We start from the raw sequence: 26,410 nt of genomic DNA on the forward strand, positions 1-26,410 counted from the left end.
GCCGCTACGGGGTGCGCGTAGCGGCTAGAAACCCTACATAAGACGTCGATCTGAGCGTTTTTTGATCGATGTACCACTTCAAAAAACAGCGAGGTCTGAAGTTGGCCGGAAATGCGGAGCTACTTCAGACCATCCCTAGCCGGGCGCCCCAAAAGCTCGCGAATGAATTCGCTCCCACGGGGTGTACATCACCTGTGGGGCCGGGTTTATCCCGGCCAAAGGCCGGCGTCAGCCGGCCCAAGTTGCTCGATCTCGGCTCTGCCGGCCGGCGTAAAGCCGGCCCCACAGGTTGGGTGCACCTCTCACCGCCAGGTGCTGGTCACCACTCCATCGCCGATCACCTGGGCATCGATGATCTTCTCGCTGCTGCGGTTGCGTACCCGCACGATTTCCCCTTCGCGGCCGTTGGCCAGGGCTTCGCCCAGGGTGCTGGCCTCGATGCCGTCGTGGCGGGCGACGATGGTCACCGACTGGCCGCGGCGCACCCACAGGGGCGCGTCCAGCAGTTCGGCGGTGAGCATCTGGCCGGCGCGGATGCGGCGCTTGGCGGTCTGCCCAATCACCTGTTCGACCTTGCCGAAGAAGCTGCGATCGTGGCGGGCCAGCTCCTGGCGTTCGATCTTCACATCCTCTGCGCTCAACGCCTGGTCACGATCCAGGGTGTGCCGGGCGACCAGCAGCAGCACGCTGACCTTGGCCTGGGCGGTGACATCCTGGCTCCACTGCGGCTGTGTGCAACTCAGGCGGAAGCGTTGGCGGGCGAGCAGTTCCTGCCGCCCGGACAGGCTCTGCGCGTGCGGGGTCCGGGAGCAGGCGGGCAGCTGTTCGACCGAGGCGGGCAGGCTGAGGTCCAGGCTCAGGCGCGGCTGCTGCCAGCCCAGCTGCCGGGCCTCGCGCTCCAGCGCGGGCTGCAGGTGCTGGCGCAGCGCCTGGTCGATCTGTGTGCTGGCGGTGGCAGCCTGTGCGCTGCTCGCCGGCAGCGCCATCAGCAGCGCGACACAGGCGGAAAACCTCTTTCCTCCGGGCCGGCGTTTTACTGTCGCGACGCCTGCCGCTTCGTCCTGCGTTGTTCCATCGTCTATATAAAAAGCCTTCAAAATCAATGACCTATGCGGTAATGGCTAAGTGGCATAAAAGCTGCTACGGGTGATCGAGTGACATTTTTTTGGGGTTGCCCATGAGTATACGGATTGATGACGTGGTCGGTGTGCATGCCCATGCCCTGCAGGTGCGCATGCAGCGCAGCGAGATTCTCGCCGCCAACCTGGCCAACGTGGATACCCCCGGCTTCCAGGCCCGGGACGTCGACTTTGCTGGCGAGATGAGCCGCCTGGAGTCCGCTCAGGACCTCGACAGCCTGCGCGTCGATTCGCCGCTCAAGTACCGCGTGCCCTACCAGGCCTCCCTGGACGGCAACACCGTGGAGCTGAGCGTCGAGCAAGCCGAGTTCTCGCGCAACTCCATGGATTTCCAGACCAGTCTGACCTTCCTGAGCATGAAGTTCAGCGGTCTCAAGCAGGCCATCGAGGGACGTTAAGCCATGGCGTTTGAATCCATCTACCGCATCGCCGGCTCGGCCATGAATGCCCAGACCGTGCGCCTGAACACCGTGGCCAGCAACCTGGCCAACATCGACTCGGCCGCCGCCTCCGCCGAGGATGTGTACGCGGCGCGTCGCCCGGTGTTCGCCGCGGTGTACAACAACGACGAGCTGACCCGCGGCGCCGGCATGGGCGGCGCCCATGTGCAGGTGCTGGACGTGGTGACCACCGGCCGTGAGCCGGTCAAGCGCTACGAGCCGGGCAACCCGCTGGCCGGCGCCGATGGCTATGTGTTCTATCCGGCACTCAACCAGATCGAAGAAATGACCGACATGATGTCGGCCACCCGCAGCTTCGAAACCAACGTGGAAGTGCTCAACCGCCTGAAGAGCATGCAGCAGAGCCTGCTGCGTCTGGGAGAACTCTGATGAGTGTCAGTGGTGTCAACAACAGCTCCAACCCGTACGCGCTGCCGGATGAAGCCATCAGCGTCAGCGAGGCCGGCCAGCTGAGCAACCAGTTCATCACCCTGATGGTGGCGCAGATCCAGAACCAGGATCCCACCAACCCGATGGACAGCACCCAGTTTGTCGAGCAGTACGCGACCATCTCCCAGGTGCAGAGCCTGGAGAACATGACCAAGCTGCAGCAGAGCAGCCTGGTGCTGGCCGACAACCTGCAGATGCTCACCGCCGCCAGCCTGGTCGGCCAGAGCGTCACCGTGCATGCCGACAGCCTGCAGCTGGACGGCAAGGTCAACGCTCAGTTCGACCTGCAGCACACCTCCACCAACACCGTGCTCTGGCTGACCGACGCCAACGGCGAGGAAACCCCGGTGGCGCTGGGCCGCCAGGATGCCGGGCGGGCCGACGTTGCGCTCGACCCCGCCGCACTGGGGCTCAAGCCTGGCACCTACAAGGTACGCATCGAGACCGCCAGTGGCGAGGAACCCCGCCTGCAGGTGGCCGGCAAGGTCAACGACGTGCGCGTCAGCGACAGCGGCCCGGTGCTGAACATCGCCGGCATTGGCAGCGTGCCGTTCTACCAAATCGTCCAGTTCGGCCAGCGCGGCTGAGCCTGTTGATCATCGAGGGAAGACCATGAGCTTCAACATCGCCCTGACCGGCCTGAACGCCGTCTCCGAACAGCTGAACACCGTCAGCAACAACATCGCCAACTCCAACACCACCGGCTTCAAGTCCTCGCGCACCGAATTCGGCAGCGTGTACGCCGACACCCAGGCCATGGGCGTGGAAGTGCTGGGCAACACCCAGAGCATCAGCCTGGGCGGCGCGCTGCTCAACACCAGCCGCACCCTCGACCTGGCCATCTCCGGAGGCGGCTTCTTCATCGTCAAGGGCACCAACGGCGAGACCCAGTACACCCGCGCCGGGGTGTTCGGCACCGACTCGGCCAACTACATCGTCAACAAGGCCGGGCAGAAGCTGCAGGGTTATCCCACCGACGCCAATGGCACCCTGCTGACCGGTAGTCTGGGCGATCTGCGCATCCAGGCCGCGACCCTGCCGGCGCGCGCCACCGACAGCCTGGAGTTCGTGGCCAACCTGGATGCCAACGAGACTGCGCCGGCAGTGCCGTTCGACCCTTTGAATCCGGGCGATCCGAATAGCTATAACCACACCTACACCACCAAGGTCTACGACTCGCTGGGCAAGGAGCACACCCTGACCCAGTACTTCGTAACCACCGGAGCCAATAACTGGACGGCTCATTACTACCTGGATGGCGCCGCCATGACGCCGGCATCCGCTGCGATGACATTCGATACCAATGGGGTCATGACCGCGCCCGCCGCTCCGGTTCCCCTCGGTGGCATCACGCCGCCCGGCGCATCCCCGCTGACCATCGCCCTCGACTACACCGACACCACCCAGAACGGCACCAACTTCGGCGTCTCCACCAACCTGGCGTCGGGCTACACCTCCGGCGAGCAGACCGGCCTGGGCATCGACAGCAAGGGCAACGTGTTCGTCAACTACAGCAACGGCGAGAGCCAGCTGCAGGGTCAGGTGGTGCTGGCCAGCTTCATCAACCCGGAGGGGCTGAAGAACGTCAGCGGCACCGCTTGGGTGTCCACGACTGATTCCGGCCAAGCCCTGACCGGCGCACCCGGCGTGGCCCAGTTCGGCACGGTCAACGCCGGCACCCTGGAGAACTCCAACGTCGACCTGACCGAGGAGCTGGTGAGCCTGATGCAGGGCCAGCGCAACTACCAGGCCAACACCAAGGTGATTTCCACCCAGAAGGATCTCGACCAGATCCTGTTCAGCGCGATGTAAGCGAGGCTGACTCATGGATCGTCTCGGATACACGGCGATGACTGCGGCCAACCGCAGCATGCAGGCACTGCAGATCCACGCCAACAACCTGGCCAACGTCAACACTGCCGGCTTTCGCGCCGACATGGAGCGCGCCGCCGCCGTGCAGGTGGAAGGCTACGGCTACGACAGCCGCCACATGGCCCGGGTCGAGAACAACGGCGTCAACCTGAGTCCCGGCCCGCTGAACTTCACCGGCCGAGCGCTGGACGTGGCCATCCAGGGCCAGGGCCTGCTGGCGGTGCAGCATGGGGACGGCGAGGCCTATACCCGCCAGGGCAGCCTGCAGGTGGATGCCGACATGCAGCTCACCGTCGGCGGCCGGGTGCTGCTGGGCGAGGGCGGCCCGCTGGTGCTGCCCGAGTACGATCAGCTGCACATCGGCAGCGACGGCACCGTCTCGGTGCTGCCGCGTGGCGATTTCCTGATGGTCGAGGTCGGGCGTCTCAAGCGCGCCGACAGCCAGGGTGTCGACCTGGTGAAGACCCCGGAAGGTCTGCTGACGGCGCGCAACAACGCGCCGTTGGAAGCCAGCGAGACCGTGACCCTGGCCAGCGGCTACCTGGAGTCCAGCAACGTCTCGGCGATCAATGAGCTGGTCTCCACCATGAGTCTGAGCCGCCTGTTCGAGACCCAGGTGAAGATGATGAAGGCCGCCACCACCCTGGCCGAGGCCGGTAACCGGCTGCTGCGCGGGTAAGTTACTCCCTCTCCTGGCGAGAGGACGTGGGCTTGGCGCTTTGTGTGGGGCCGGCTTTTACGCCGGCCGAAGAGAGGTGGATGCGATGCCGAGGCGAGGGATTTCGGCTCCGCTGGCCGGCATAAAGCCGGCCCTACAGGGGTTCCCCACCTGCCTCGACAACAGATTTTTCCCGCCTCGGCCTGGCCGGGGCGGCTTTGAAGAGAGGATCGACAGATGAGTTCAGCACTCTGGGTCAGCAAGACCGGCCTGATCGCCCAGGACACGGCGATGACCACCATCGCCAACAACCTGGCGAACGTGAACACCACCGGCTTCAAGAGCGACCGCGCGGTCTTCGAGGACCTGTTCTATTCCATCGAGGTGCAGCCGGGCGCCCAGGCCGACCAGATCAACACCGTGCCGTCCGGCCTGCAGCTGGGTAACGGCGTGCGCGTGGTCGGTACCCAGAAGATCTTCACCGAAGGCAATATCCAGACCACCGGCCAGCCGATGGACCTGGCCATCGTCGGCCAGGGCTTCTTCCGCGTCGAAGGCGCCGACGGCGAGACCTGCTACACCGAGAACGGCCAGCTGCACCTGAACGCCGAAGGCCTGGTGGTCAACTCCCAGGGCCTGCCGCTGGTCGACCAGATCGTGGTGCCTGAAGGCAGCAGCAATTTCCACGTGGGCAGCGACGGCACCGTCACCGTCACCAACGGCCAGGGTCAGCAGGAAGAGCTGGGACAGATCTTGCTGGTCAACTTCGTCAATCCGGCCGGTCTGGAAGCGCTGGGCGGCAACCTGTACCGCGAAACCGCCGCCAGCGGCGAGGCGGTGGAAGGCGTGGCCGGCACCGATGGCCTGGGCCAGCTCAAGCAGTACGCCCTGGAGGGCTCCAACGTGCAGGTAGTGGAAGCCATGGTGCAGATGATTGCGGTGCAGCGCGCCTACGAGGCCAACGCCAAGGTGCTGGATGCCAGCTCGGGCATGATGCAGTACCTCAACCAGTCCGTGTGATGACCATGAAACGCACCCTGACGCTCACCCTCGCGCTCCTGCTCGGCGGTTGCGCCAGCTTCCACGAGCTGCGCGAGGACACCGAAGACGCCAGCCTCTATCAGCCGCCGGCCCTGGACTACGAACAGCCCAAGCCGGTTGCCGGTGGCCTGTACCGTGGCAACGGCAGCGCGCTGATGTACGACAAGCGCGCCTTCCAGGTGGGCGACATCCTGACGGTGGTGCTCAACGAGCAGACCCAGTCGAGCAAGAGCGCCGGCACCAGCTTCGGCAAGGAAGCCTCGGTGGGCATCGGTATCCCTACCCTGTTCGGGAACACCTACGACCGCCTGGAAAGCTCGGCCAGCGGCGAACGGGACTTTTCCGGCTCGTCGCGCAGCTCGCAGCAGAACAGCCTGGCCGGCGCCATCGCCGTGACCGTGCATCAGGTGCTGCCCAACGGCGTGCTGCTGGTGCGTGGCGAGAAGAGCCTGCGCCTGAACCAGGGCGACGAGTTCATCCGCCTGAGCGGCCTGGTGCGCCCCGAGGACATCAACCGCTACAACCAGGTGTCCTCGCAGAGCATTGCCGATGCGCGCATTTCCTATGCCGGCAAGGGCGTGCTCAGTGATGCCAACTCGGCTGGCTGGCTGACCCGCTTCTTCACCAGCCCCTGGTTCCCCTTCTGATGGTGTTCGCCATGCGCAAGCTGCTTCCCCTCCTGTTTCTGCTGACGCTGCCCGCCGCCGCGCGGGCGGTGCCGCTGATGGATCTGGTGGATGTCGAGGGCATCCGCGAAAACCAGCTGATCGGCTACGGCCTGGTGGTCGGCCTGGACGGCACCGGCGACAAGAACCAGGTGAAGTTCACCAGCCAGTCGGTGACCAACCTGATCCAGCAGTTCGGCGTGAATCTGCCGCCCAATGTCGACCCCAAGCTGAAGAACGTCGCCGCGGTGACGGTCACCGCCAGCGTGCCGCCGTCCTACAGCCCGGGGCAGACCATCGACGTCACCGTGTCCTCGCTGGGCGATGCCAAGAGCCTGCGCGGCGGCCAGCTGCTGCTTACCCCGCTGCGCGGCGTGGACGGCGAGGTCTACGCGCTGGCCCAGGGCAACCTGGTGGTCGGCGGCCTGAAGGCCGAAGGCAACAGCGGTTCCAGCGTGGCGATCAACAGCGCCACCACGGGACGAGTACCCAATGGCGCCACCGTCGAGCGAATCATCGGCAGCGATTTCGCCGACCGCCCGGAGATCATGCTCAACCTGCGCAACCCCGGCTTCCAGACGGTCACCAACATCGTGCGCGCGATCAACGAGCACGTCGGTGCCGACGACGTCGCAGTGGCGCTGAACGCCACCAAGGTGGCGGTGCGCGCCCCGGTCACCAGCACCCAGCGCATGGGCTTCATGGCCGTGCTGGAAATGATTGATGTCGATGAAGGCCGCGAACGCCCCAAGGTGGTGTTCAACAGCCGCACCGGCACAGTGGTGATGGGCGAGGGCGTGCGCGTCAAGGCCGCCGCCGTGGCCCACGGCAACCTGACGGTAACCATCAGCGAGACGCCCCAGGTCAGCCAGCCGGCGCCGTTCAGCGAGGGCCAGACTGCCGTGGTGCCGCGTTCCCAGGTGGAAGTGGCCCAGGACCGCAACGGCATGTTCAAGTGGCCCGATGGCGCCAGCCTGGACAGCATCATCAACACCGTGAACAGCCTGGGCGCCACGCCGGACGATGTGATGAGCATCCTCCAGGCGCTGGAACGCGCCGGGGCGCTCAACGCCGAACTGATCGTGATCTGACCATGAGCATTCTTTCCCTTCCGGATACCCTGCAGAGCTGGCGCAACAACCCCGAGGTGACCGGCATCTCGCGCAACGACCAGTTGCAGGCGGCCGCCGAGCAGTTCGAGGCCATGTTCCTGCAGCAGATCCTCAAGCAGATGCGCAAGGCCGGCGATGTGCTGTCCGAGGACAGCCTGATGCGCAGCCGCGAGCTGGACACCATGCGCGACTTCTACGACGAGGTGCTGGCCGAGCACCTGGCCGGCCAGCGCCAGACCGGCATCGCCAGCATGATCGTCGAGCAGATGGGCGGCGAACCGCGGCCCAGCCAGGCCATGCAGGCGCCGATCGGCGGCAGCTGGTCGCAGCACGCGGCATTTAAGTCGGCGGACGAAACGGTCGCCCTTGAGGATCAACAGATGACGGACACCGGTTCGTCCCCGCACGCATCGGCGGCCTTTGCCCAGCCGATTCGTCCTGACACCAAGGAGAATCGCTCGTGAGTCTCTTGAGCCAGATCGGCTACAGCGGCGTGCGCGCCACCCAGGTGGCGCTGACCGCCACCGGGCAGAACGTCGCCAACGTCAACACCCCCGGCTTCAGCCGCCTGGGCGTGGAAATGGGCTCGCTCAGCGGACACACCGCGCTGAGCAGCGGTCGCGGCGTGCAGGTCAACAACATCCGCCGCATCGCCGACGACTTCGTCAACCGCCAGCTGTGGCGCGCCACCTCCCACGAGAGCTTCACCGAAAGCCAGCAGAAGTACGTCAGCGCGCTGGAAACCCTGATGGCCAGCGAAGGCTCGAACATCAGCGGCGGCCTGGACAACTTCTACGCCGCGCTCAGCGAGGCCACCTCGACGCCGGACTCCATCGCCCTGCGCCAGCAGATCCTCAACGAGGCACGCAACCTGGCCCAGCGCGTCAACAGCCTGAGCAACAACATCGAGACCCAGCTCAACGGCCTGCGCGGCCAGCGCGAGGCGATCATCGTCGAGCTCAACGGCCTGACCGACAACCTGGCCACGCTGAACAAGCGCATCACCCATGTCGAAGCCTCCAACGGCGACGCCAAAGCCCTGCGCGACCAGCGCGACAAGCTGGTCCAGGACCTGGCTGAACTGGCCGATGTGCGCGTCATGGAAGCCGCCGACGGCAGCTTCAACGTGTCGCTGGCCAACGGCCAGCCGCTGGTTGCCGGGCCGACTGCGGCCACGGTGAAGCTGACCACCCTGGCGAACAATCATCAGGACTTTTCCCTGGATTTCGCCGGCACCCCCTTCCCCATGGCCCGCGATGGCTGGGGCGGCCAGCTGGGTGGCCTGTACGAGGCTGAGTACAACGGGCTGCGGTCCACGCAGAAAACCATCAGCGATATCGCCGGGGAAATCGCCGCGCTTTTCAACGGCGTGCTAGCGGATGGCAATGCCTATGATCTGGATGGCGACTCCGGTCTGGCTCTGGAATTGTTCACCCATACGCCGGGCAGCATTTCCCAGGTGCTGAAGGTCAACGACCTGGAACCCAAGGACCTTGCGTTCTCCTCTGCGGCGGATGAGCCGGGCAATAACGATAAGCTGCGTGATCTGCTGGCGCTCAAGAACCAGAAGGTGACTCTCACCATTGGCGGCGTCAGCTCGTCCGTAACCCTCAATGACGCCTACGCCACGCTGCTCGGCGGCATCGCCAGCCAGAGCCGTCAGGGCCAGGCCGATGTGGAAACCGCCGCCTCGGTGCTCAAGCAGGCTCAGGCCCAGCGAGACAGCATCAGCGCCGTGAACCTCGACGAGGAAGGCGTCAACCTGATGAACTACCAGCAGGCCTACCAGGCCAACCTGAAAGTCATCACCACTGCCGGTGCGCTGTTCGACAGCGTGCTGGGCATGTTCTGATCCCAGCGAGACCGCCGCCATGCGCATTACCAACGCCCAGATCAACGCCATCATGAACAGCTCGCTGGGTCACAACGCGGCCGCCACCGGCAAGCTGATGCAGCAGATGGCCACCGGCAAGCGCATCATCGTGCCGTCCGACGACCCCATCGCCAGCGTGCGCCTGCTGCGCATCGCCCGCGAGGAGGCCAGCCTCAACCAATACCAGCACAACATCGACAGCCTTAAGGGGCGCCTGTCGGCGGCGGAAACCAACCTGCAGGCCGGCTCCGACACCCTGCTGGAAATGCGCGACCTGCTGCTCTGGGCGGCCAACCGCGGTGCCAACTCGGACGACGACCTGGGCAGTATGGCCAGCGAGCTGGACACTCTGAAGGAAACCTTCGTCAGCTACCTGAACGTGCGTGACGAGGAAGGCCGCTACTACTTTTCCGGCACCAAGACGGATCAGCGCGCCGTCACGCTCGCGGCCGGCGCCTATACGCTGACCGGCAATGACAAGCCCCGCGAAGTGGCGGTGGCCAATGGTGTGCTGATCAAGGACAACGTCACCGCCACCGATGTGCTGGCGGGTGCCCCCGGCTTCCTCAACCAGTTGAATGTACTGGTCGACCTGATGCTCAACAACCCGGCCAGCATCACCACCCACATCGGCGATGCCATCGGCAGCCTGGACAAGGTGCTGGCCTCCCTGAGCGGCCAGATCACCGAACTCGGCGGCCGGCAGAACACCCTGTCGCTGCTCAAGGACAGCCAGGCCGACGTGTCGCTGGTCAACCAGAAGATCGAGGGCGAGCTGTCCTCCCTCGACTATGCAGAAGCCTCGCTGGACCTGAGCAATTACCAGGTGGCGCTGCAGGCGACGCAGAAGTCCTACCTGAAGCTGCACAGTCTGAATCTGTTCGACCTGATGTAAGGGCAAGGAGACACCATGAAGGTTGATAAGCAACTGCCGGCCGTAACGCCGTTTGCGCTGGATCGGCAGACGCCAGACCTCAAGGGTGTCGCCCCGCAGCGCGCCAGCGGCGCCGGCCTGCCCGCCGAGCGGGAAGCTCCGCGCAGCGAATCGATGCCACGCCAGAGCGGCACCTATGGCCTGCAGCTCAACCAGCAGCTGTCGGCCATGCAGTCGGCCAGCAGCTACCTGAGTCAGGTGCAATCCCGGCTCAGCCAGCTGAAGCTCAAGCTCGGTCGGCAGCTCAGTGCGCCCTCGACCGGCACGGCTGAAATGGATGGCGCCCGCGAGGCGCTGCAGAAGGTCAATGCGATGCTCCAGCAGCGCAGCCGACTGGACGATAACGTCATCGACCCGGGCTTCCAGCTCAAGCTGACCGAGCCAGTGCGCGTGCGCTTCAGCCTGCAGGGGCTGGACAGCATCGACCGGATCAGCGAGGCCGGCCAGGAAACCCTGGTGTTCACCGCCGGGCGCAAGCTGCCGGAGCCGCTGGCCGTGGTGCTGGACGAGGGCCTGAGTGACGAGCAGGTGCTGCGCCGCTTCAATGTCAGCCTGGGCCAGGCGGGCCTGCGCGCCGAGCTGGATAACGAAGGTCGGCTGATGTTCTCCGCCCGCGAAAGCGACTGGGCCGCGCTGCGTGACCAGTTGGCGGTGCGCGGCGAAGGCAAGCTGTTCGCCAAGGACAGCTTCGCCCGGGTGGAAAGCGCAGAGGACGGCCTGCTCGGCCTGCCCAGCGACTCGCAACTCGACTCCGTCGGCGAGATGCGCGCCATTCTCGACAACGTGATTTCGGCCCTGGACCGCATCGCCGTGCTGCGCGAGCAGATTCGCGAACGCGAAGCGGACATCCGCCAGTTCCTGCGCGAGCAGCTGGACGGTGACGAGCAGCAGTGGGCGCAGAACTACCTCGGCTCGCTGCTCAAGGTGCTGCGTTCCGGCGCCAGCAGCTACATTGCCCAGTCGCAGATCATCGTCAGCCAGGCCAACCTGAACCGCTACAGCGTGGTCAGCCTGCTGGCCTGAGACAGGTAGGGTGGAAAACGCGGTCCTGTCACCAACCCGGCGGCTCTGAGACACGTAGGGTGGACAACGCTGTTTTTGTCCACCAATCAGGCCGCTACCGGGGTGGACAGAATCACGTCGTCCACCCTGCCGAGCCACCAGCCGCGCGCGTGTCCTTCCCCCTCGCATTTCCCGCCAAGCCTGCCCGTTAGACCATGGTGTGACCCAGGTCAAAATTCTGGACAGGCCGGTCTCCCATGATAATAATCTGACATCATCTTAATATCACCGCGACATTGCGGCGAAAGCAGGGGAGTTCCTGGAGCATGGGTATGGGCACGCGGCGTCAGCGCCTGGTCATCGGTCTGTCGGCGGTCCTGGCTCTGTCGAGCGGACTCCTTGGCGTGTCTCCCGTGGCGCAGGCCGCGGCGCTGCCCAGCTGGGTCAGCACGCCGCCCCAGGACAACCTCATCGCCTTCTTCGGGGTGGGCGAAGGGGCCACCCTGAACGACGCCACCCAGCAGGCCCTGCGTTCCATCGCCGGCAAGCTGAGCACCCGCATTCGCAGCGACGCGGTGTCCAGCGGGGGCATCTCCGGCAACACCGTTACCCGCAGTTACCAGGAAACGGTCGAAGCCTATATCCAGGACATCAAGCTCTCCGCCTACAACGTCCGCCAGACCGAACTGGTCAGTGGCCGCTACTTCGTGCTGGTGGAAATGTCCCGCGAGGACTTCGTGCGCGACACCCGTCTGCAGCTCGACACGGTGGAAGCCGACCTGCGCCGCCGCCTGGATCCCAAGCTGACCGCGCGTCCCTTCCAGCGCTTCCTGGGCTGCCAGGCCGCGCCCGGCCTCATCGACCAGGCGCGCCTGCTGACCCTGGTGCTGTCCACGGCGGACACCTTCTTCGAAGCCAATCCGGCCATGGAGCGCTATGAGGCCTACCAGCGCGACTGCGCCCAGGCCCTGCAGAACCTGACCCTGCAGCTGCAGGCGTCGCCGGCCTTCGAAGCGGTGGCCGAGGCGGTCGGCCAGGCGCTCAACGTGCGCACCGTTTCCTCCGGGCGTGCCGATGGGCGCCTGGAAATCAAGGGCACGGTGACCAACCAGGAGATGTTCGGCAACCTGAATGCGGTCGTCGACCTGTCGGTGGCGCTGCTGGACGACCGCAACAGCGTGGTGGCGCGCAAAAGCTACCGGCTGAACGGCATCTCGATGATCAGTTACGACGGGGCGCGCCAAGACGCCCTGCGCAAGTTCCTGAATTCCGGCGGGGTCGACCAGATTCTGACCGACCTGCGCCTCAACTGAGTCCTGCATCGACAGGGCGCTGAGCTGTACCGTTTGTTTACCCGGGGAGGGAACCATGAAAAAAGTAGCACTGCTGACGATGGCACTGGCGATGGCCGGTTGCTCGTCCACCACCATCAAGAACCTGGATGCCATGCAGCCGGTGAGCCTGCAGCCCAGCGACGTGATGCCCAGCAAGGCCGAGCTCGCCGGGGGCAAGCCGCGCGTCGTGGTGTTCGAGGCCGAGGATGGCGATATCGCGCTGGCCAAATCGGCACGGGTCGGCAGCACCATCGCCAGCGAAATCGAGAAGCACCTGGCGGCCACCAACGTGGAGCTGGTGGATCGCAAGCTGGCCAACAAGCTGCGCAAGGAGCTGGCGCTGGCCGAGATGCACGGCAAGGCCGAGTACCAGGGCGAGCAGGTGGCGGACTTCGCCATCCTCGGCGTGGTGTCCCAGGCGGCTGCGGGCGCCCAGTTCACCGAAGGCAAGCGCTTCGTTGACAACAAAGGCAACACGGTGACCATTGCCCCCTCGTGCAAATACAGCGGCGATGTGGCCGGCAGCGTGCGCATCTACAAGATGCCGTCCATGCGTCCGGTGACCACTGAAGAGCTGGCCGGCTCGGCTTACTCCAGCGAGGATGTCCGTTACAGCCAGGATTGCGCCATTTCCAAGACCGGCGCCGAGCAGTTTGCTCGCGACGCGGCGGCCCGCGCCGTGGCGCGCATGCGCACCCAGCTGCAGAACCAGTTCGCGCCGACCGGCTTCGTGATCGAGCAGCGCGCCAACAAGGATCAGGTCGTGGTCAAGGTGACCCTGGGCGGCAAGCATGGCGTGAAGGAGGGTGACACCGTGGAAATCATGAACGTCACCCGCATGAACAACCCGCTGACCAACCAGACCAGCATCGAAACCTTCAAGCTGGGCAGCGCACGCGTGTCCAACCAGATCGGTACCGAATCGGCCTGGATCATCATCGACGAGGAAATCGCCGAGAAGATCCGCATCGGTCAGCCGGTCCGCCTGCAGTTCAAGAAGGGGTTCGGCGATCACTTCGCTGACCTCAGAGACGTCGTCAAGATGTGATCCGTCGAGCCTGACACCCGCCGCGTGCGGGTGTCAGGCCTTTTGCATTCAGGAACGGGTAGTAGATGGACAGACGTTCTTTCCTCACCACGTCGCTCGGCGCGCTGGCCGGGCTGACGCTGACGGGCGCCCGGGCCGAGAGCGAGTTCGAGGCGTTTCGCCGTTCGCAGCAGGCGCAGCGGCAGGAGTTCGCGGCCACTCGCGGCGCCGAGTTCGAAGCCTATCAGCGTGAGCTGGCCGCTGGCTTCGCCGCCTACAGCAACAGCTATGCGGCGGCGGTGCGGGAGCGTCAACGCGAGCTGGCTGCCCACTGGCGCAATGCCGAACTGAGCAGCAAGACCCGCTGGGTCGAGTACAGCGGCGACCAGACGGTACAGCGGGTCGTGGATTTCGAGGCGAACCGCATCACCCTGAACTTCCGTCAGGAAGCGGGAGTGCCCGACCGGGCGCGCCTTCTGAGCGAAATGCGTGGCCTGCTTTCCACCGATGTGGCCGATGCCGCCCGCAACGATCCGCTGACCACGGCGGTCGAACAGGCGGTCAGCCAGGCCGCGCCGGGACTGGTCGAACGGTCGGCCGGCGAGAACAAGGCGGTGCTCAGCGAGCTGTTCAGTTCCCCGGCGCCGTCCGATCGGGAGGTGCGTCAGGTCTCCGAGCAACTCATCGAGCAGGCCCAGACCACGCAAAGCAACGGCCTGGTGACCATTTCGGTTCCCCTGCCGGAGCAGCGCCCCGCGAGCAAGGCCCGGGAATTCCTCGCCGATGCGCGTGAGCAGGGCAGCCGCTGGAAGATCGAACCCGCGCTGATTCTGGCGGTGATGCACACCGAGAGCGCCTTCAATCCGCTGGCCCGCTCCCCGGTTCCGGCCTACGGCCTGATGCAGATCGTGCCCGGCTCGGCGGGCAAGGACGCGACCGAACTGGTCTACGGGCAGTCGCGCGTCGTGGCGCCGTCCTACCTGTACGATTCGGCCAAGAACATCCAGCTGGGCGCGGCCTATCTGCACCTGCTGCAGACCCGCTACCTGAAGGCCGTCAAGGATCCGGAAAGCCGCCTGTACTGCGCCATCGCCGCCTACAACACCGGCGCCGGCAACGTGGCGCGCAGCTACACCGGCACCACCAACATCAACAAGGCGGCGGAGCAGATCAATCGCCTGTCGCCCAAGGCCAACTTCGAACACATGCGCACCCGGCTGCCCTACGAGGAAACCCGCAACTACCTCCAGCGGGTCGCCTCGCGCCTGCCGAGCTATCGGTCGCTGTAAATGTCTCGAAAACACTCATTGGTTGGCGGCGTTGTGCCGCCGACTTACCGCTGAAGTCCCAAGGGAGCTCCCGAATGAAGCGTTTCTCTTCGCTGTTTTGCCTGACCGCCCTCACCGCCGCCGTACTGACCGGTTGCGGCTCCAAGCCCGCTGCCCCCACGTCCAGCCTGCCGGACTGGGTCATGTCGCCGGTCGTCGAAGGCGGCATCGCGGCCACCGACTGTGTAAGTTCCAGCGGTAACTTCAGCATCGATCGTTCCCAGGCCACCGCCAACGCCCGCGCCGCGCTCACCAAGGAAATCAACCTCAAGGTCGCGGCAATGGACAAGACCTACGGCAGCCGCACCGATGCCGCTGGCAAGACCCAGGTTGGCAGCAGCTTCGAGTCGGTATCCCGCCAAGTGGCACAACAGCAGATTTCGGGATCCAAAGCGGTCAAGGTCGATTTCGTGGACATGGATGGCCAGCGCCAGCTGTGCGTCATGGTTGCCATCCAGCCGGAGGCCACCAAGGCCCTGTACGACAGCATCATCCAGCAGAGCCAACGCAAGCTGTCGGCTCAGGACGAAGACATCCTTTATCAGGAATTCCGCGCCTCCAAGGCCCAGAACGAGCTGAGCGAAGCAACCCGCTGATCGCTCCTGGCTTCGCCCGAACGCCGCTTCCCCCCGGAAGCGGCGTTTTCATTGGGCGGGACAAAACTTGCCGTAGGGTGGACAACGTTTTCCCTGTCCACCAGGCAGGCGGCTCCCGGATGGGCCGTCCGCACGCGCCCACTCTGTCCCTCGCCGCCCGCCACGAGTAGAATCCGCCGCTTTTTATAGCCGGGCTCTGCCATGACTTCCCCCACTCCCACCGAACCGCGCCACGAACTGGTCCTCGGCCTGAACGATCGTCCGCGTCCCTGGATCGCCTTGCTGGCCGCCCTGCAGCACCTGCTGGCGATCATCGTGCCGATCGTCACCCCCGGTCTGCTGATCTGTCAGGCCATCGGCGTGTCGCCGCGCGACACCAACATCATCGTCTCCATGTCGCTGGTGATCTCCGGTATCGCCACCTTCGTGCAATGCCGGCGCTTCGGGCCGTTCGGTGCGGGCCTGCTGATCGTGCAGGGCACCAGCTTCAACTTCGTCGGCCCGCTGATCGCCGGCGGCGTGCTGATGGTCAAGGACGGCATGCCGGTGGAAGCGGTGATGGCGGCCATCTTCGGCGTGGTGATCGCCGGCTCGTTCATCGAGATGGGCGTGTCGCGCGTGCTGCCGTTCGTGAAGCGGCTGATCACCCCGCTGGTGACCGGCATCGTGGTGCTGATGATCGGCCTGACGCTGATCAAGGTCGGCCTGATCAGCATGGGCGGCGGCTACGCGGCCATGGGCAACGGCACCTTTGCCAACGGCGAGAACCTGCTGCTCTCCGGCGTGGTGCTGGCGCTGATCGTCATCCTCAACCGCATCCCGGTGGTGTGGCTGCGCAGCTGCGCCATCGTCATCGCCCTGGTGGTGGGCTATGCGCTGGCCGCCTACCTGGGCCGCCTGGATTTCACCGGCATGCGCGAGGCCGAGCTGTTCCAGGTGCCGATGCCGCTGCACTTCGGCCTCGGCTGGTCGTGGAGCCTGTTCATCCCCATGGTGGTGATCTACCTGGTGACCTCGCTGGAAGCCATCGGCGATGTGACCGCCACCAGCAAGATCTCCCGCCAGCCGGTGGAAGGGCCGCTGTGGATGCAGCGCATCAAGGGCGGCGTGCTGGTCAACGGCGCCAACTCGCTGCTGGCCGGCTTCTTCAACACCTTCCCCAGCTCGGTGTTCGCGCAGAACAACGGCATCATCCAGCTCACCGGCATCGCCAGCCGCTACATCGGCATGTGGCTGGCCGCCATGCTGGTGATCCTCGGCCTGTTCCCGGCGGTGGCCGGCGTGCTGCAGGCGGTGCCCGAACCGGTGCTCGGCGGCGCCGCGCTGGTGATGTTCGGCGCCGTGGCCGCAGCGGGCATCAACATCCTCGCCGGCATCGACCTGGACCGCCGCGCGTTGCTGATCATCTCCGTGTCGCTGGCCCTCGGCCTGGGCTTCTCCCAGGTGCCGGAATTCCTCGCCCACCTGCCGGCAGGCCTGCGCAGCGTGCTGGAATCCGGTGTGGCCACCGGTGGCATCTGCGCGCTGGTCATGAATTGGTTCCTGCCGGAGATCGGGAAGGCGGCTGAGGCGGTGCGCTGAGGCCTATTACCTCAGCCAGACCTATCCAGCCGAATTTGTCCCGGTCGTGGTGGTGGCAGCCCTGTGGGGCCGGCTTTATGCCGGCCGACGGCGGCGGGAGCGACACCGCAAGCGCGGGCTCTAACTCCGCTGGCCGGCGTAAAGCCGGCCCCACAGCGGTTCGGCGCTGCTCGGCGGTCAGGAATAAGCCTGTGCCACCCCACAGGGTAAACTCGCCGCATCCCCACCTCCGGAGGTTGGTCCATGCCGACGGTTGACCTGTTCGCCGAACCCTTCCAGTCCGGCCGCCAGCAGCTCGGCCCCGCCACCTGGTTGCTACGCGGCTTCGCCCACTCCTGGATGGACGCGCTGCTGACCGAGCTGCGCCTGATCGAGGCCGCCGCCCCCTTTCGCCACATGTTCACCCCGGGCGGTCTGCGCATGTCGGTGGCGCAGACCAACTGCGGCCCGCTCGGCTGGATCAGTGACCGCCACGGCTACCGCTACAGCCCGAGCGATCCCGACACGGGCCAGCCCTGGCCGCCCATGCCGACGACGTTCCGCCAGCTGGCCGAACAGGCCGCCGCCGCAGCCGGCTTCCCTGGTTTCGTGCCCGACGCCTGCCTGATCAACCGCTACCTGCCGGGTGCGCGCCTGTCGCTGCATCAGGACAAGGATGAGCGCGACTTCAGCGCGCCCATCGTGTCCATCTCCCTGGGCCTGCCGGCCGTCTTCCAGTTCGGCGGCATGCGCCGCGCCGACAAGCCGGAGCGCGTCGCGCTGCTGCATGGCGACGTGCTGGTCTGGGGCGGCGTCGACCGCCTGCGCTACCACGGCGTGCTGGCGCTCAAGGAGGGCCAGCATCCGTTGCTCGGCGCGCAACGCATCAACCTGACCTTTCGCCGCGCCGGCTGACGAGCTCTGTGGGAGCGGACTTGTCCGCGAGCTTTTGGCTGCGGCCTGCAAAGCTCGCGAATGAATTCGCTCCCACATTGCCCGCCCTTCGCCCTCCGCCCCCACGCTTTTCCGAAAGCTACACTGGTTGAGCAGCCGGGCCGCCAGGCCATCGAGCGCCGGGGTACCGACAACAGGGTTCGGAGGGCAGAGCATGAGCAGCACGTTTGGCGTGACACTCGACGACACCACCCGCACGCGGCTTGAAGCCGCTGCCCGCCAGATCGACCGCACGCCGAACTGGCTGGTCCGGCAGGCCATCCACCTGTACCTGGAGCAGATCGAGCGCGGCGACTATCCGGACGCCTCCGAGGACAGCCTGCTGGACGAGCCCGAGGAGGAGGAACCTCGGGAAGACGTCCGCCACCAGCCCTTCCTCGCCTTTGCCGAAAGCGTGCATCCCCAGTCCGTGCTGCGCGAAGCCATTACCGCTGCCTACCGGCGCCCCGAGCCGGAAGTGGTGCCGGTGCTGGTCGAACAGGCGCGCCTGCCCGCCGAGCTGAGCACCAAGGCCAGCAGCCTGGCCTACCGACTGGCGGAAACCCTGCGCAACCAGAAGGCCGGCATGGGTCGCGCCGGGCTGGTACAGGGCTTGCTGCAGGAATTCTCGCTGTCGTCCCAGGAGGGCGTGGCGCTGATGTGCCTGGCCGAGGCGCTGCTGCGCGTTCCCGACAAGGGCACCCGCGACGCGCTGATCCGCGACAAGATCAGCGCCGGCAACTGGCAGCAGCACCTCGGCCAGAGCCCGTCGGTGTTCGTCAACGCCGCTTCCTGGGGGCTGCTGCTCACCGGGCGGCTGGTCGCCACGCACACGGAAACGGGACTCTCCAGCGCGCTCAACCGGCTGATCGGCAAGGGCGGCGAGCCGGTGATCCGCAAGGGCGTGGACATGGCCATGCGCATGATGGGCGAGCAGTTCGTCACCGGCGAAACCATCGGCGAGGCCCTGGCCAACGCCGGCAAGATGGAAGCCAAGGGCTTCCGCTACTCCTACGACATGCTCGGCGAGGCGGCCCTCACTGAGGACGACGCGCTGCGCTACCTGGCCTCCTACGAGCAGGCCATCCACGCCATCGGCAAGGCCTCCCACGGGCGCGGCATCTACGAAGGCCCGGGCATTTCCATCAAGCTCTCCGCGCTGCACCCGCGCTACAGCCGCGCGCAGTTCGAGCGGGTGATCAACGAGCTGTACCCGCGCGTGCTCGCTCTGACCCAGTTGTCGCGCCAGTACGACATCGGCCTGAACATCGACGCCGAGGAAGCCGACCGCCTGGAAATCTCCCTCGACCTGCTGGAGCGCCTGTGCTTCGAGCCCGCGCTGCGCGGCTGGAACGGCATCGGCTTCGTCATCCAGGGTTACCAGAAGCGCTGCTTCCATGTGGTCGACCACCTGATCGACCTGGCGCGGCGCAGCGGCCACCGCCTGATGATTCGCCTGGTCAAGGGCGCCTACTGGGACAGCGAGATCAAGCGTGCCCAGGTGGACGGCCTGGAGGGTTACCCGGTGTTCACCCGCAAGGTGTACACGGACGTCTCCTACATCGCCTGTGCGCGCAAGCTGCTGGCCGCGCCGGACGCCATCTTCCCGCAGTTCGCGACCCACAACGCCCATACCATGGCGACCATCTACCACCTGGCCGGTCACAACTACTACCCCGGCCAGTACGAGTTCCAGTGCCTGCACGGCATGGGCGAGCCGCTCTACGAGCAGGTGGTCGGCCCGGTGGCCGATGGCAAGCTGAACCGTCCGTGCCGCATCTACGCGCCGGTCGGCACCCATGAAACGCTGCTCGCCTACCTGGTGCGCCGCCTGCTGGAAAACGGCGCCAACACCTCGTTCGTCAACCTGATCGCCGACCCGGACGTCAATCTGCGCGAGTTGGTCGAGGACCCGGTGACCAAGGCGGAAAGCCTGGCGGCCCGGGAAGGCGCCCTGGGCTTGCCGCATCCGCGCATTCCGCTGCCGCGCCAGCTGTACGGCGAGGCGCGGCTCAATTCCTTCGGCCTCGACCTGTCCAACGAACACCGGCTGGGTTCGCTGTCCGGCGCGCTGCTCGCCGGCGCCCACGTGGAGTGGCGGGCCGAACCGCTGCTGGATGGCCCGGTCGAGGGCGGCCACACGTTGCCGGTGTGCAACCCGGCGGACCAGCGCGATCAGGTCGGCGAGGTGCAACTGGCCAGCCTGGCGGATGTGGGCAACGCCGTCGCCGCCGCCGAGCGTGCCGGCGCCGGCTGGCAGGCCACGCCGCCCGACCAGCGCGCGCAGATTCTCGAACGGGCCGCCGACCTGTTCGAGGGCGACCTGCAGGCGCTGGTCGGCATCACCGTGCGCGAGGCCGGCAAGACCTTTGCCAACGCCATCGGCGAAGTGCGCGAGGCGGTGGATTTCCTGCGCTACTACGCCGCCCAGGTGCGCGCCGACTTCGCCAACGACACCCACCGGCCGCTCGGCCCGGTGGTGTGCATCAGCCCGTGGAACTTCCCGCTGGCGATCTTCACCGGCCAGGTGGCCGCCGCGCTGGCCGCCGGCAACACGGTGCTGGCCAAGCCGGCCGAGCAGACCCCACTGATCGCCACCCAGGCCGTGCACCTGCTGCACCAGGCCGGCGTGCCGCGCGGCGCGCTGCAACTGCTGCCCGGACGCGGCGAAGACGTGGGCGATGCGCTGGTGCGCAACGAGCGGGTGAAGGGCGTGATCTTCACCGGTTCCACCGAAGTGGCCCGGCTGATCGCCGGCAACCTCGCCGGCCGCCTGGATGCCCGGGGCCGCGCGGTGCCGCTGATCGCCGAAACTGGTGGGCAGAACGCCATGATCGTCGACTCCTCGGCACTGGCCGAACAGGTAGTCACCGACGTGGTCGCCTCGGCCTTCGACAGCGCCGGCCAGCGCTGCTCGGCGCTGCGCGTACTGTGCCTGCAGGAAGACGTGGCCGAGCGCATTCTCACCATGCTCAAGGGCGCCATGGCCGAATACCGGATTGGCAACCCCGACCAACTGGCGGTGGATATCGGCCCGGTGATCGACGCCGAAGCCAAGGCCGGTCTGGAACGGCATATCCAGGCCATGCGCGAGCGCCGTCACGGCGTCCACCAGGCGGCACGCACCGTGGGCGCCAACCTGCAGTACGGCACCTTCGTGCTGCCCACGCTGATCGAGCTGGACAGCATCCAGGAGCTGGGCCGCGAGGTATTCGGCCCGATTCTCCACGTGGTGCGTTATCAGCGCGAAGACCTGGACCGGCTGATCGAACAGATCAACGGCACCGGTTACGGGCTGACCTTCGGCATCCACACGCGCATCGACGAAACCATCGCCCAGGTGGTGGATCAGGTGCAGGCCGGCAATCTGTACGTGAACCGCAACATGATCGGCGCCGTGGTCGGCGTCCAGCCGTTCGGCGGGGAAGGGCTGTCCGGCACCGGACCCAAGGCCGGCGGGCCGCTGTACCTGTACCGTTTGCTGTCCAGCCGCCCCGAGGATGCCCTGCGCAAAACCTTCGCCCGCCACGACGAACCCAGCCCCGCCGACCCTGGCCTGCGCGAGCAGCTGGACAGCCAGCTCGGCCGCCCATTGGGCGCCCTGCGCGACTGGGCGGCGCAACAGGAACGCGGCCCGCTGGTGGAACTGTGCGACCGCTACGCCGCCGACTCGCAAAGCGGCCTGAGCCGCGTGCTCAACGGGCCGACCGGGGAGCGCAACAGCTACCTGCTGCTGCCCCGGGAAAGCGTGCTCAGCCTGGCCGACAACGAAGCCGACCGCCTCTGCCAGCTGGCCGCCGGCCTGGCGGTGGGCAACCACCTGTTCTGGCCCGACGACGAAGCCAACCGCACCCTGCGCGGCGCGCTGCCCCGGGTCGTGCAGGACCGCATCAGCCTGATCCGTGACTGGAACGGCGAAGCCGTCGCCTTCGACGCGGTGCTGCACCACGGCGACGCCGACCAGCTACGCGGCATCAGCCAGCAACTCGCCCGCCGCAACGGTCCGCTGGTCGCCGTGATCGGCCTGCCGGCCGGCGACACGGACATCCCGCTGGAACGCCTGCTGATCGAACGGACCCTGAGCGTCAACACCGCGGCGGCGGGGGGCAATGCGAGCCTGATGACCATTGGCTAAGCAGTACTGGTTCTGCACCAACCGTAGGGTGGGAAACGCCGCAGGCTCCACCGGGGGCGCAGCGGCGGGGCAGGTGGTGGAAAATCGCTGCGCGAGTTTTCCACCCTACGGGCTTGGCTGGGTCACCCTGTGGGGCCGGCTTTACGCCGGCCAGCGGAGCTGAATCCCGCGCCTCGGCATCGCTCCCGCCAATACCATGTCCCCCGACAAACCCACCCCCGAACGCCTCTACCCCGGCCACCCGCAACCGCCCGGCCGGGGCCGCGTCGATGTGAACCCCAGCGACGAACCCGGCATCGACGAATTGCCGGACAACGAAGGCGAACTGCCCCGCGACCGGGAGGAATGGGAAAATCTGGAAGACATGCCGGATACCGATCCGGATCAAGGCGAGCGGGATGGGGTGATCAATCCGCGTTGAACGCGCCGCGTCACCCGAGCGGCTGCTGGGTACGGCATTTCGGAAAGGTGCTGCAGCCCCAGAACTGCTGGCCGGCCTTGGGGCCGCTCTTGATGCTGCGAATGACCAGCGCGCTGCCGCAGCGCGGGCACTGGCGGGTCGCGTTCGGATCGCTGCGCTGCCGGAGACGTTCGACATGCTCGCGTCGCGTCGCCAGCGTCGGAGCCAGGCGGCCGCCTTGCAGCGCCTGAACCATGGCGTTGACCTGCGGTTCGGAAAAGACCGGCTGCTGGAAGGCGCGGATATGGCGAATGAAGCCGATGCCTTCGGTCACGTTCGGCGGCATCGTCGTCTTGAAGGTGCTGCCGCCGACAAACACGATCACCGAATGAATGTGTTCGGGTGCAATGCCCAGCGCCGCTTCCAGTGCCTTGAGGTGCTTGTAGTTCTGCCGCAGCGGGTTCTGGAACTTGAAGCGCCGCTTGTAGATCTGCTGGGTCCACTGCGCTTGCTGCTCGCCACCGAAGATCCAGCCGCTCATGTTCTTGGTTTCCACCACGAAGATGCCGAAGGGCGACACGAAAACATGGTCGATCTGCGTCGTGCCATCCGGGGTGGTCAGGGTCACGTCATGCAGGCGTCGATAGACCCGCCGGTCCAGTTGGTAATGGGCGAACAGCCGCACCAGTTGCTCGCCGACCCAGCCCTTGAACCACGGGCTTTTCAGCAGCACCAGAAGCAGCATCATCGGTATCAGCCAGGTCATGGCGCTGAGCAATGGCTGGAGAATGGCGTGGGTGTTCATGGCGGTCCCTGCTAGGCAAACGGTGATGAGTCCGGGTGGCTTGCCCCGGTCCGTTCGACCGGGCAGGGCATCTTAGGACCGCTTGGGCGCCTGGGGTGTGTGCGGGTTCCCGTTCCGCTGCCCAGCGGTGTCAGGCTGTAGGGTGGAAAACGCCGCAGGCTTTTCCACCGGGACGCAGCGGCGGGGCAGGCGGTGGAAAATCGCTGCGCGAGTTTTCCACCCTACGGACTTAGGACTGCCTGGGCGTCAGGGATGTGTGCAGGTTCCCTGTTCCGCCTTCACAAAGCGAACCGGCGCATTCCAGCCCCGGGTTATCGACGCGTTGGCGGCCAAGGCAAGCCTTGACCACCCTAAATGGGGCCAGCGGGTACTACAGCATCCACGGCGGCGTGGGTTCTTCCTCGGCCGTCTCCTTCAGCGCTGCTTCCTTGCGGGCCTGATCGGCCAGGGTGGCGTTGATCTCGCGCATCACCGCGTCGAGATCCGCCGCCTCCTCGGGTTCGGCGAATTCGCCGGTCAGTGGCGTCTCCGGCGTCAGCTTGCCTTCCTCGTAGAGCGCCCACATTTCCTTGGCGTACTTCGTCTGGCGCAGTTCCGGGGCGAAGCGTCCGAAATAGCCGGCCATGTTGGCCACGTCCCGCTCCAGCATGCTGAAGGCGTGGTTGTTGCCGGCGGCATCCACCGCCTGGGGCAGGTCGATGATCACCGGACCGTCCGGGCCGAGCAGCACGTTGAACTCCGACAGGTCGCCATGCACCAGGCCGGCGCAGAGCATCTTGACGATCTCGCGGATCATGAAGGCGTGGAATTCGCGGGCATCTTCCGGGCTCATGTCGACGTCATTCAGGCGCGGCGCCACTTCGCCGCTGCCATCGGTGACCAGCTCCATGAGCAGCACGCCGTCCTGGAAATCGTAGGGGCTGGGCACCCGCACACCGGCGCTGGCCAAGCGGAACAGGGCGGCCACTTCGGCGTTCTGCCAGGCCTCTTCCTGCTCCTTGCGACCATACTTCGAGCCCTTGGCCATGGCCCGCGTGGCGCGGCTGCTGCGCACCTTGCGGCCTTCCTGATACTCGGCCGCCTGCCGGAAGCTGCGCTTGTTGGCCTCCTTGTACACCTTGGCGCAGCGCAGCTCGTCACCGCAGCGCACCACATACACGGAGGCTTCCTTGCCGCTCATTAGCGAGCGGACTACCTCGTCAATCAGGCCGTCCTCTTGCAGGGACTCAAGTCGTTTCGGTGTTTTCATTGGATGCTGGAGGCAACGTTGCTGGTCATGTTCGATCCCTGACGGTGGTGCGGCAGCTTAACCAAGATGGGCGGCGTATGGCCATGTTGGCGACGCGGAGGCCGGAAATACAAAAGCCCCAGGCTTTCACCTGGGGCTTTCTTATATGGCGCATCCGGCGGGATTCGAACCCACGACCCCTGCCTTCGGAGGGCAGTACTCTATCCAGCTGAGCTACGGATGCGTTGAGGGCCGCCATGATACTCATCTGGCCTGCGGGCGTCCACGACGCCGGTGCGACGGGGTTCAAACGGCGCTTCGGGATGCACGGGCGTGGATTTTTTCAAACGTGTATTGCCCTTCCGGAGGCCCAATCCTAGGATTGCGTTTGAAATTTCAAACATTCCTGGAGCGCAGCCTGCCATGCAACTCAACGATTCCACGCTGTTCCGCCAGCAGGCCTACATTGACGGCGCCTGGGTCGACGCCGACAGCGGCCAGACCATCGCGGTGAACAACCCCGCCAGCGGGGAAATCCTCGGCACGGTGCCGAAGCTGGGCGGCGCGGAAACCCGCCGCGCCATCGAGGCCGCCAACCGGGCGCTGCCGGCCTGGCGCGCGCTGACCGCCAAGGACCGCGCGCAGAAGCTGCGTCGCTGGTTTGAGCTGCTGATGGAGAACCAGGACGATCTGGCCCGGCTGATGACCCTGGAACAGGGCAAGCCGCTGGCCGAGGCCAAGGGCGAGATCGCCTACGCCGCGTCCTTCATCGAGTGGTTCGCCGAGGAGGCCAAGCGCGTCTATGGCGACACCATTCCCGGCCACCAGGCCGACAAGCGGCTGATCGTCATCAAGCAGCCGATCGGTGTGACCGCCGCGATCACGCCGTGGAACTTCCCGGCCGCGATGATCACCCGCAAGGCGGGACCGGCGCTGGCCGCCGGCTGCACCATGGTGGTCAAGCCGGCGTCGCAAACCCCCTTTTCCGCGCTGGCGCTGGTGGCGCTGGCCGAGCGTGCCGGCATTCCCGCCGGGGTGCTCAGCGTGGTCACCGGTTCGGCCAGCGAGATCGGCGACGAGCTGACCGGCAATCCCATCGTGCGCAAGCTGTCGTTCACCGGCTCCACCGAGATCGGCCGTCAGCTGATGGCCCAGTGCGCGCCGGACATCAAGAAACTGTCGCTGGAGCTGGGCGGCAACGCGCCCTTCATCGTGTTCGACGACGCCGACCTGGACAAGGCGGTGGACGGCGCCCTGGCCTCCAAGTACCGCAACGCCGGGCAGACCTGCGTGTGCGCCAACCGCATCTACGTGCAGGATGGCGTGTATGACGCCTTCGTCGCGAAGCTCAAGGCGGCGGTGAGCACGCTGAAGGTCGGCAATGGCCTGGAGGCCGGCGTGACCACCGGCCCGCTGATCGACGACAAGGCGGTGGCCAAGGTCCGCGAGCATATCGACGACGCCCTGGGCCAGGGCGCCGAGGTGGTGCTGGGCGGCCAGTCCCATGCGCTGGGCGGCAGCTTCTTCGAGCCGACCATCCTGGTGAATGTGCCGCGCAGCGCCAGGGTGTCGCGCGAGGAGACCTTCGGCCCGCTGGCGCCGCTGTTCCGCTTCAAGGACGAGGACGAGGTCATCACCATGGCCAACGACACCGAATTCGGTCTGGCCTCGTACTTCTATGCCCGCGACCTGTCCCGGGTGTTCCGCGTCGCCGAGGCGCTGGAGTACGGCATGGTCGGCATCAACACCGGGATCATTTCCAACGAGGTGGCGCCGTTCGGCGGCGTCAAGGCCTCCGGCCTGGGCCGCGAAGGCAGCAAGTACGGCATCGAGGAATACCTGGAACTCAAATACCTGTGCCTGGGGCTGTGAGGACGA

The 26,410-nt window shown here is 66.1% G+C and carries 24 protein-coding genes and 1 tRNA gene; 21 read left to right on the forward strand and 4 right to left on the reverse strand.

The window, feature by feature from the left end; all coding sequences use genetic code 11:
* Positions 1–302: 302 nt before the first annotated feature.
* Positions 303–986: a flagellar basal body P-ring formation chaperone FlgA gene (flgA, locus tag VL129_RS11965; protein WP_325413046.1), complete on the reverse strand. Its 684-nt coding sequence runs from the start codon at positions 984–986 to the stop codon at positions 303–305.
* A 191-nt stretch (positions 987–1,177) separates the two neighbouring features.
* Here flgA and flgB point away from each other — a divergent pair, with 191 nt between their 5' ends.
* The 20 genes from flgB to VL129_RS12065 all read left to right on the forward strand — a co-directional run bounded on the left by flgB (position 1,178) and on the right by VL129_RS12065 (position 22,520).
* The gene (gene flgB / locus VL129_RS11970) at positions 1,178–1,537 is read left to right on the forward strand and encodes a flagellar basal body rod protein FlgB (protein WP_325413047.1); all 360 of its coding nucleotides are present in this window, start codon (positions 1,178–1,180) and stop codon (positions 1,535–1,537) included.
* 3 nt (positions 1,538–1,540) lie between these two features.
* Positions 1,541–1,969 (forward strand): flagellar basal body rod protein FlgC, encoded by a 429-nt coding sequence (flgC, locus tag VL129_RS11975; RefSeq protein ID WP_325413048.1) that lies wholly within the window; start codon positions 1,541–1,543, stop codon positions 1,967–1,969.
* Complete coding sequence (locus tag VL129_RS11980; RefSeq protein WP_325413049.1) at positions 1,969–2,616, forward strand: flagellar hook capping FlgD N-terminal domain-containing protein; 648 nt, start codon at positions 1,969–1,971, stop codon at positions 2,614–2,616. The genes flgC and VL129_RS11980 overlap by 1 nt, the downstream gene beginning before the upstream one ends.
* 25 nt (positions 2,617–2,641) lie before the next feature.
* On the forward strand, positions 2,642–3,841 hold the full coding sequence (gene flgE, locus VL129_RS11985; RefSeq protein ID WP_325413050.1) for a flagellar hook protein FlgE: 1,200 nt from the start codon (positions 2,642–2,644) through the stop codon (positions 3,839–3,841).
* 13 nt (positions 3,842–3,854) lie between these two features.
* Positions 3,855–4,580 (forward strand): flagellar basal body rod protein FlgF, encoded by a 726-nt coding sequence (locus VL129_RS11990; RefSeq protein ID WP_325413051.1) that lies wholly within the window; start codon positions 3,855–3,857, stop codon positions 4,578–4,580.
* 216 nt (positions 4,581–4,796) lie between these two features.
* Complete coding sequence (flgG, locus tag VL129_RS11995; RefSeq protein WP_325413052.1) at positions 4,797–5,579, forward strand: flagellar basal-body rod protein FlgG; 783 nt, start codon at positions 4,797–4,799, stop codon at positions 5,577–5,579.
* Between the two features lie 5 nt (positions 5,580–5,584).
* Positions 5,585–6,247, forward strand: coding sequence for a flagellar basal body L-ring protein FlgH (gene flgH, locus VL129_RS12000; RefSeq protein WP_325413053.1), 663 nt, complete (start codon positions 5,585–5,587; stop codon positions 6,245–6,247).
* Between the two features lie 11 nt (positions 6,248–6,258).
* Positions 6,259–7,356, forward strand: coding sequence for a flagellar basal body P-ring protein FlgI (locus tag VL129_RS12005; RefSeq protein ID WP_325413054.1), 1,098 nt, complete (start codon positions 6,259–6,261; stop codon positions 7,354–7,356).
* A gap of 2 nt (positions 7,357–7,358) precedes the next feature.
* Positions 7,359–7,841 carry a rod-binding protein gene (locus tag VL129_RS17200; RefSeq protein WP_414705196.1) on the forward strand — a complete coding sequence of 161 codons (483 nt, stop codon included), beginning with the start codon at positions 7,359–7,361 and terminating at the stop codon, positions 7,839–7,841.
* Positions 7,838–9,229 carry a flagellar hook-associated protein FlgK gene (flgK, locus tag VL129_RS12015; protein ID WP_325413055.1) on the forward strand — a complete coding sequence of 464 codons (1,392 nt, stop codon included), beginning with the start codon at positions 7,838–7,840 and terminating at the stop codon, positions 9,227–9,229. Before VL129_RS17200 ends, flgK begins: the two co-directional genes overlap by 4 nt.
* Positions 9,230–9,248: 19 nt before the next feature.
* Positions 9,249–10,145 (forward strand): flagellar hook-associated protein FlgL, encoded by an 897-nt coding sequence (gene flgL, locus VL129_RS12020; protein ID WP_325413056.1) that lies wholly within the window; start codon positions 9,249–9,251, stop codon positions 10,143–10,145.
* Positions 10,146–10,160: 15 nt separating this feature from the next.
* Positions 10,161–11,207 (forward strand): hypothetical protein, encoded by a 1,047-nt coding sequence (locus VL129_RS12025; protein WP_325413057.1) that lies wholly within the window; start codon positions 10,161–10,163, stop codon positions 11,205–11,207.
* Between the two features lie 311 nt (positions 11,208–11,518).
* Positions 11,519–12,499 (forward strand): LPP20 family lipoprotein, encoded by a 981-nt coding sequence (locus VL129_RS12030; RefSeq protein WP_325413058.1) that lies wholly within the window; start codon positions 11,519–11,521, stop codon positions 12,497–12,499.
* 55 nt (positions 12,500–12,554) lie between these two features.
* Positions 12,555–13,568 carry a hypothetical protein gene (locus tag VL129_RS12035; RefSeq protein WP_325413059.1) on the forward strand — a complete coding sequence of 338 codons (1,014 nt, stop codon included), beginning with the start codon at positions 12,555–12,557 and terminating at the stop codon, positions 13,566–13,568.
* A 65-nt stretch (positions 13,569–13,633) separates the two neighbouring features.
* A complete protein-coding gene (locus tag VL129_RS12040) occupies positions 13,634–14,836 on the forward strand; it encodes a transglycosylase SLT domain-containing protein (protein WP_325413060.1) in 1,203 nt (400 codons plus the stop codon).
* 74 nt (positions 14,837–14,910) lie between these two features.
* Positions 14,911–15,471 carry a hypothetical protein gene (locus tag VL129_RS12045; protein WP_325413061.1) on the forward strand — a complete coding sequence of 187 codons (561 nt, stop codon included), beginning with the start codon at positions 14,911–14,913 and terminating at the stop codon, positions 15,469–15,471.
* A 201-nt stretch (positions 15,472–15,672) separates the two neighbouring features.
* Complete coding sequence (locus tag VL129_RS12050; protein ID WP_325413062.1) at positions 15,673–17,052, forward strand: nucleobase:cation symporter-2 family protein; 1,380 nt, start codon at positions 15,673–15,675, stop codon at positions 17,050–17,052.
* A 243-nt stretch (positions 17,053–17,295) separates the two neighbouring features.
* Positions 17,296–17,946, forward strand: coding sequence for a DNA oxidative demethylase AlkB (gene alkB / locus VL129_RS12055; protein ID WP_325413063.1), 651 nt, complete (start codon positions 17,296–17,298; stop codon positions 17,944–17,946).
* Positions 17,947–18,139: 193 nt separating this feature from the next.
* Positions 18,140–22,099, forward strand: a complete 3,960-nt coding sequence (gene putA, locus VL129_RS12060) for a trifunctional transcriptional regulator/proline dehydrogenase/L-glutamate gamma-semialdehyde dehydrogenase (RefSeq protein WP_325413064.1) — start codon at positions 18,140–18,142, stop codon at positions 22,097–22,099.
* Between the two features lie 196 nt (positions 22,100–22,295).
* A complete protein-coding gene (locus VL129_RS12065) occupies positions 22,296–22,520 on the forward strand; it encodes a hypothetical protein (protein ID WP_325413065.1) in 225 nt (74 codons plus the stop codon).
* Between the two features lie 10 nt (positions 22,521–22,530).
* On the opposite strand, the gene VL129_RS12070 is transcribed toward VL129_RS12065, so the two are convergent.
* The 3 genes from VL129_RS12070 to VL129_RS12080 all read right to left on the reverse strand — a co-directional run bounded on the left by VL129_RS12070 (position 22,531) and on the right by VL129_RS12080 (position 24,776).
* Entirely contained in the window at positions 22,531–23,304 is a 774-nt protein-coding gene (locus VL129_RS12070) for a nuclease-related domain-containing protein (protein WP_325413066.1), read from the reverse strand.
* Positions 23,305–23,674: 370 nt separating this feature from the next.
* Entirely contained in the window at positions 23,675–24,553 is an 879-nt protein-coding gene (locus VL129_RS12075; RefSeq protein WP_325413067.1) for a PA4780 family RIO1-like protein kinase, read from the reverse strand.
* 146 nt (positions 24,554–24,699) lie between these two features.
* Positions 24,700–24,776, reverse strand: a tRNA-Arg gene (locus VL129_RS12080).
* Positions 24,777–24,955: 179 nt separating this feature from the next.
* Here VL129_RS12080 and gabD point away from each other — a divergent pair.
* Positions 24,956–26,404 carry an NADP-dependent succinate-semialdehyde dehydrogenase gene (gene gabD, locus VL129_RS12085; RefSeq protein WP_325413068.1) on the forward strand — a complete coding sequence of 483 codons (1,449 nt, stop codon included), beginning with the start codon at positions 24,956–24,958 and terminating at the stop codon, positions 26,402–26,404.
* Positions 26,405–26,410: the final 6 nt, after the last annotated feature.

It is taken from the genome of Pseudomonas sp., from assembly GCF_035497915.1.
In the GTDB taxonomy this organism is placed as follows: Bacteria; Pseudomonadota; Gammaproteobacteria; order Pseudomonadales; family Pseudomonadaceae; genus Serpens.

Excerpts from the sequence above, each read along its gene's own strand:
- VL129_RS11980 (WP_325413049.1), top strand. The coding sequence starts at position 1,969 with ATGAGTGTCAGTGGTGTCAACAACAGCTCCAACCCGTACGCGCTGCCG.
- VL129_RS17200 (WP_414705196.1), top strand. The coding sequence starts at position 7,359 with ATGAGCATTCTTTCCCTTCCGGATACCCTGCAGAGCTGGCGCAACAAC.
- VL129_RS12005 (WP_325413054.1), top strand. The coding sequence starts at position 6,259 with ATGCGCAAGCTGCTTCCCCTCCTGTTTCTGCTGACGCTGCCCGCCGCC.
- VL129_RS12035 (WP_325413059.1), top strand. The coding sequence starts at position 12,555 with ATGAAAAAAGTAGCACTGCTGACGATGGCACTGGCGATGGCCGGTTGC.
- flgH (WP_325413053.1), top strand. The coding sequence starts at position 5,585 with ATGAAACGCACCCTGACGCTCACCCTCGCGCTCCTGCTCGGCGGTTGC.
- VL129_RS12030 (WP_325413058.1), top strand. The coding sequence starts at position 11,519 with ATGGGCACGCGGCGTCAGCGCCTGGTCATCGGTCTGTCGGCGGTCCTG.
- VL129_RS11990 (WP_325413051.1), top strand. The coding sequence starts at position 3,855 with ATGGATCGTCTCGGATACACGGCGATGACTGCGGCCAACCGCAGCATG.
- alkB (WP_325413063.1), top strand. The coding sequence starts at position 17,296 with ATGCCGACGGTTGACCTGTTCGCCGAACCCTTCCAGTCCGGCCGCCAG.
- flgA (WP_325413046.1), bottom strand. The coding sequence starts at position 986 with ATGGCGCTGCCGGCGAGCAGCGCACAGGCTGCCACCGCCAGCACACAG.
- VL129_RS12040 (WP_325413060.1), top strand. The coding sequence starts at position 13,634 with ATGGACAGACGTTCTTTCCTCACCACGTCGCTCGGCGCGCTGGCCGGG.
- flgB (WP_325413047.1), top strand. The coding sequence starts at position 1,178 with ATGAGTATACGGATTGATGACGTGGTCGGTGTGCATGCCCATGCCCTG.
- VL129_RS12025 (WP_325413057.1), top strand. The coding sequence starts at position 10,161 with ATGAAGGTTGATAAGCAACTGCCGGCCGTAACGCCGTTTGCGCTGGAT.
- VL129_RS12050 (WP_325413062.1), top strand. The coding sequence starts at position 15,673 with ATGACTTCCCCCACTCCCACCGAACCGCGCCACGAACTGGTCCTCGGC.
- gabD (WP_325413068.1), top strand. The coding sequence starts at position 24,956 with ATGCAACTCAACGATTCCACGCTGTTCCGCCAGCAGGCCTACATTGAC.
- VL129_RS12065 (WP_325413065.1), top strand. The coding sequence starts at position 22,296 with ATGTCCCCCGACAAACCCACCCCCGAACGCCTCTACCCCGGCCACCCG.
- flgE (WP_325413050.1), top strand. The coding sequence starts at position 2,642 with ATGAGCTTCAACATCGCCCTGACCGGCCTGAACGCCGTCTCCGAACAG.
- putA (WP_325413064.1), top strand. The coding sequence starts at position 18,140 with ATGAGCAGCACGTTTGGCGTGACACTCGACGACACCACCCGCACGCGG.
- VL129_RS12075 (WP_325413067.1), bottom strand. The coding sequence starts at position 24,553 with ATGAAAACACCGAAACGACTTGAGTCCCTGCAAGAGGACGGCCTGATT.
- flgG (WP_325413052.1), top strand. The coding sequence starts at position 4,797 with ATGAGTTCAGCACTCTGGGTCAGCAAGACCGGCCTGATCGCCCAGGAC.
- flgC (WP_325413048.1), top strand. The coding sequence starts at position 1,541 with ATGGCGTTTGAATCCATCTACCGCATCGCCGGCTCGGCCATGAATGCC.
- VL129_RS12070 (WP_325413066.1), bottom strand. The coding sequence starts at position 23,304 with ATGAACACCCACGCCATTCTCCAGCCATTGCTCAGCGCCATGACCTGG.
- VL129_RS12045 (WP_325413061.1), top strand. The coding sequence starts at position 14,911 with ATGAAGCGTTTCTCTTCGCTGTTTTGCCTGACCGCCCTCACCGCCGCC.
- flgL (WP_325413056.1), top strand. The coding sequence starts at position 9,249 with ATGCGCATTACCAACGCCCAGATCAACGCCATCATGAACAGCTCGCTG.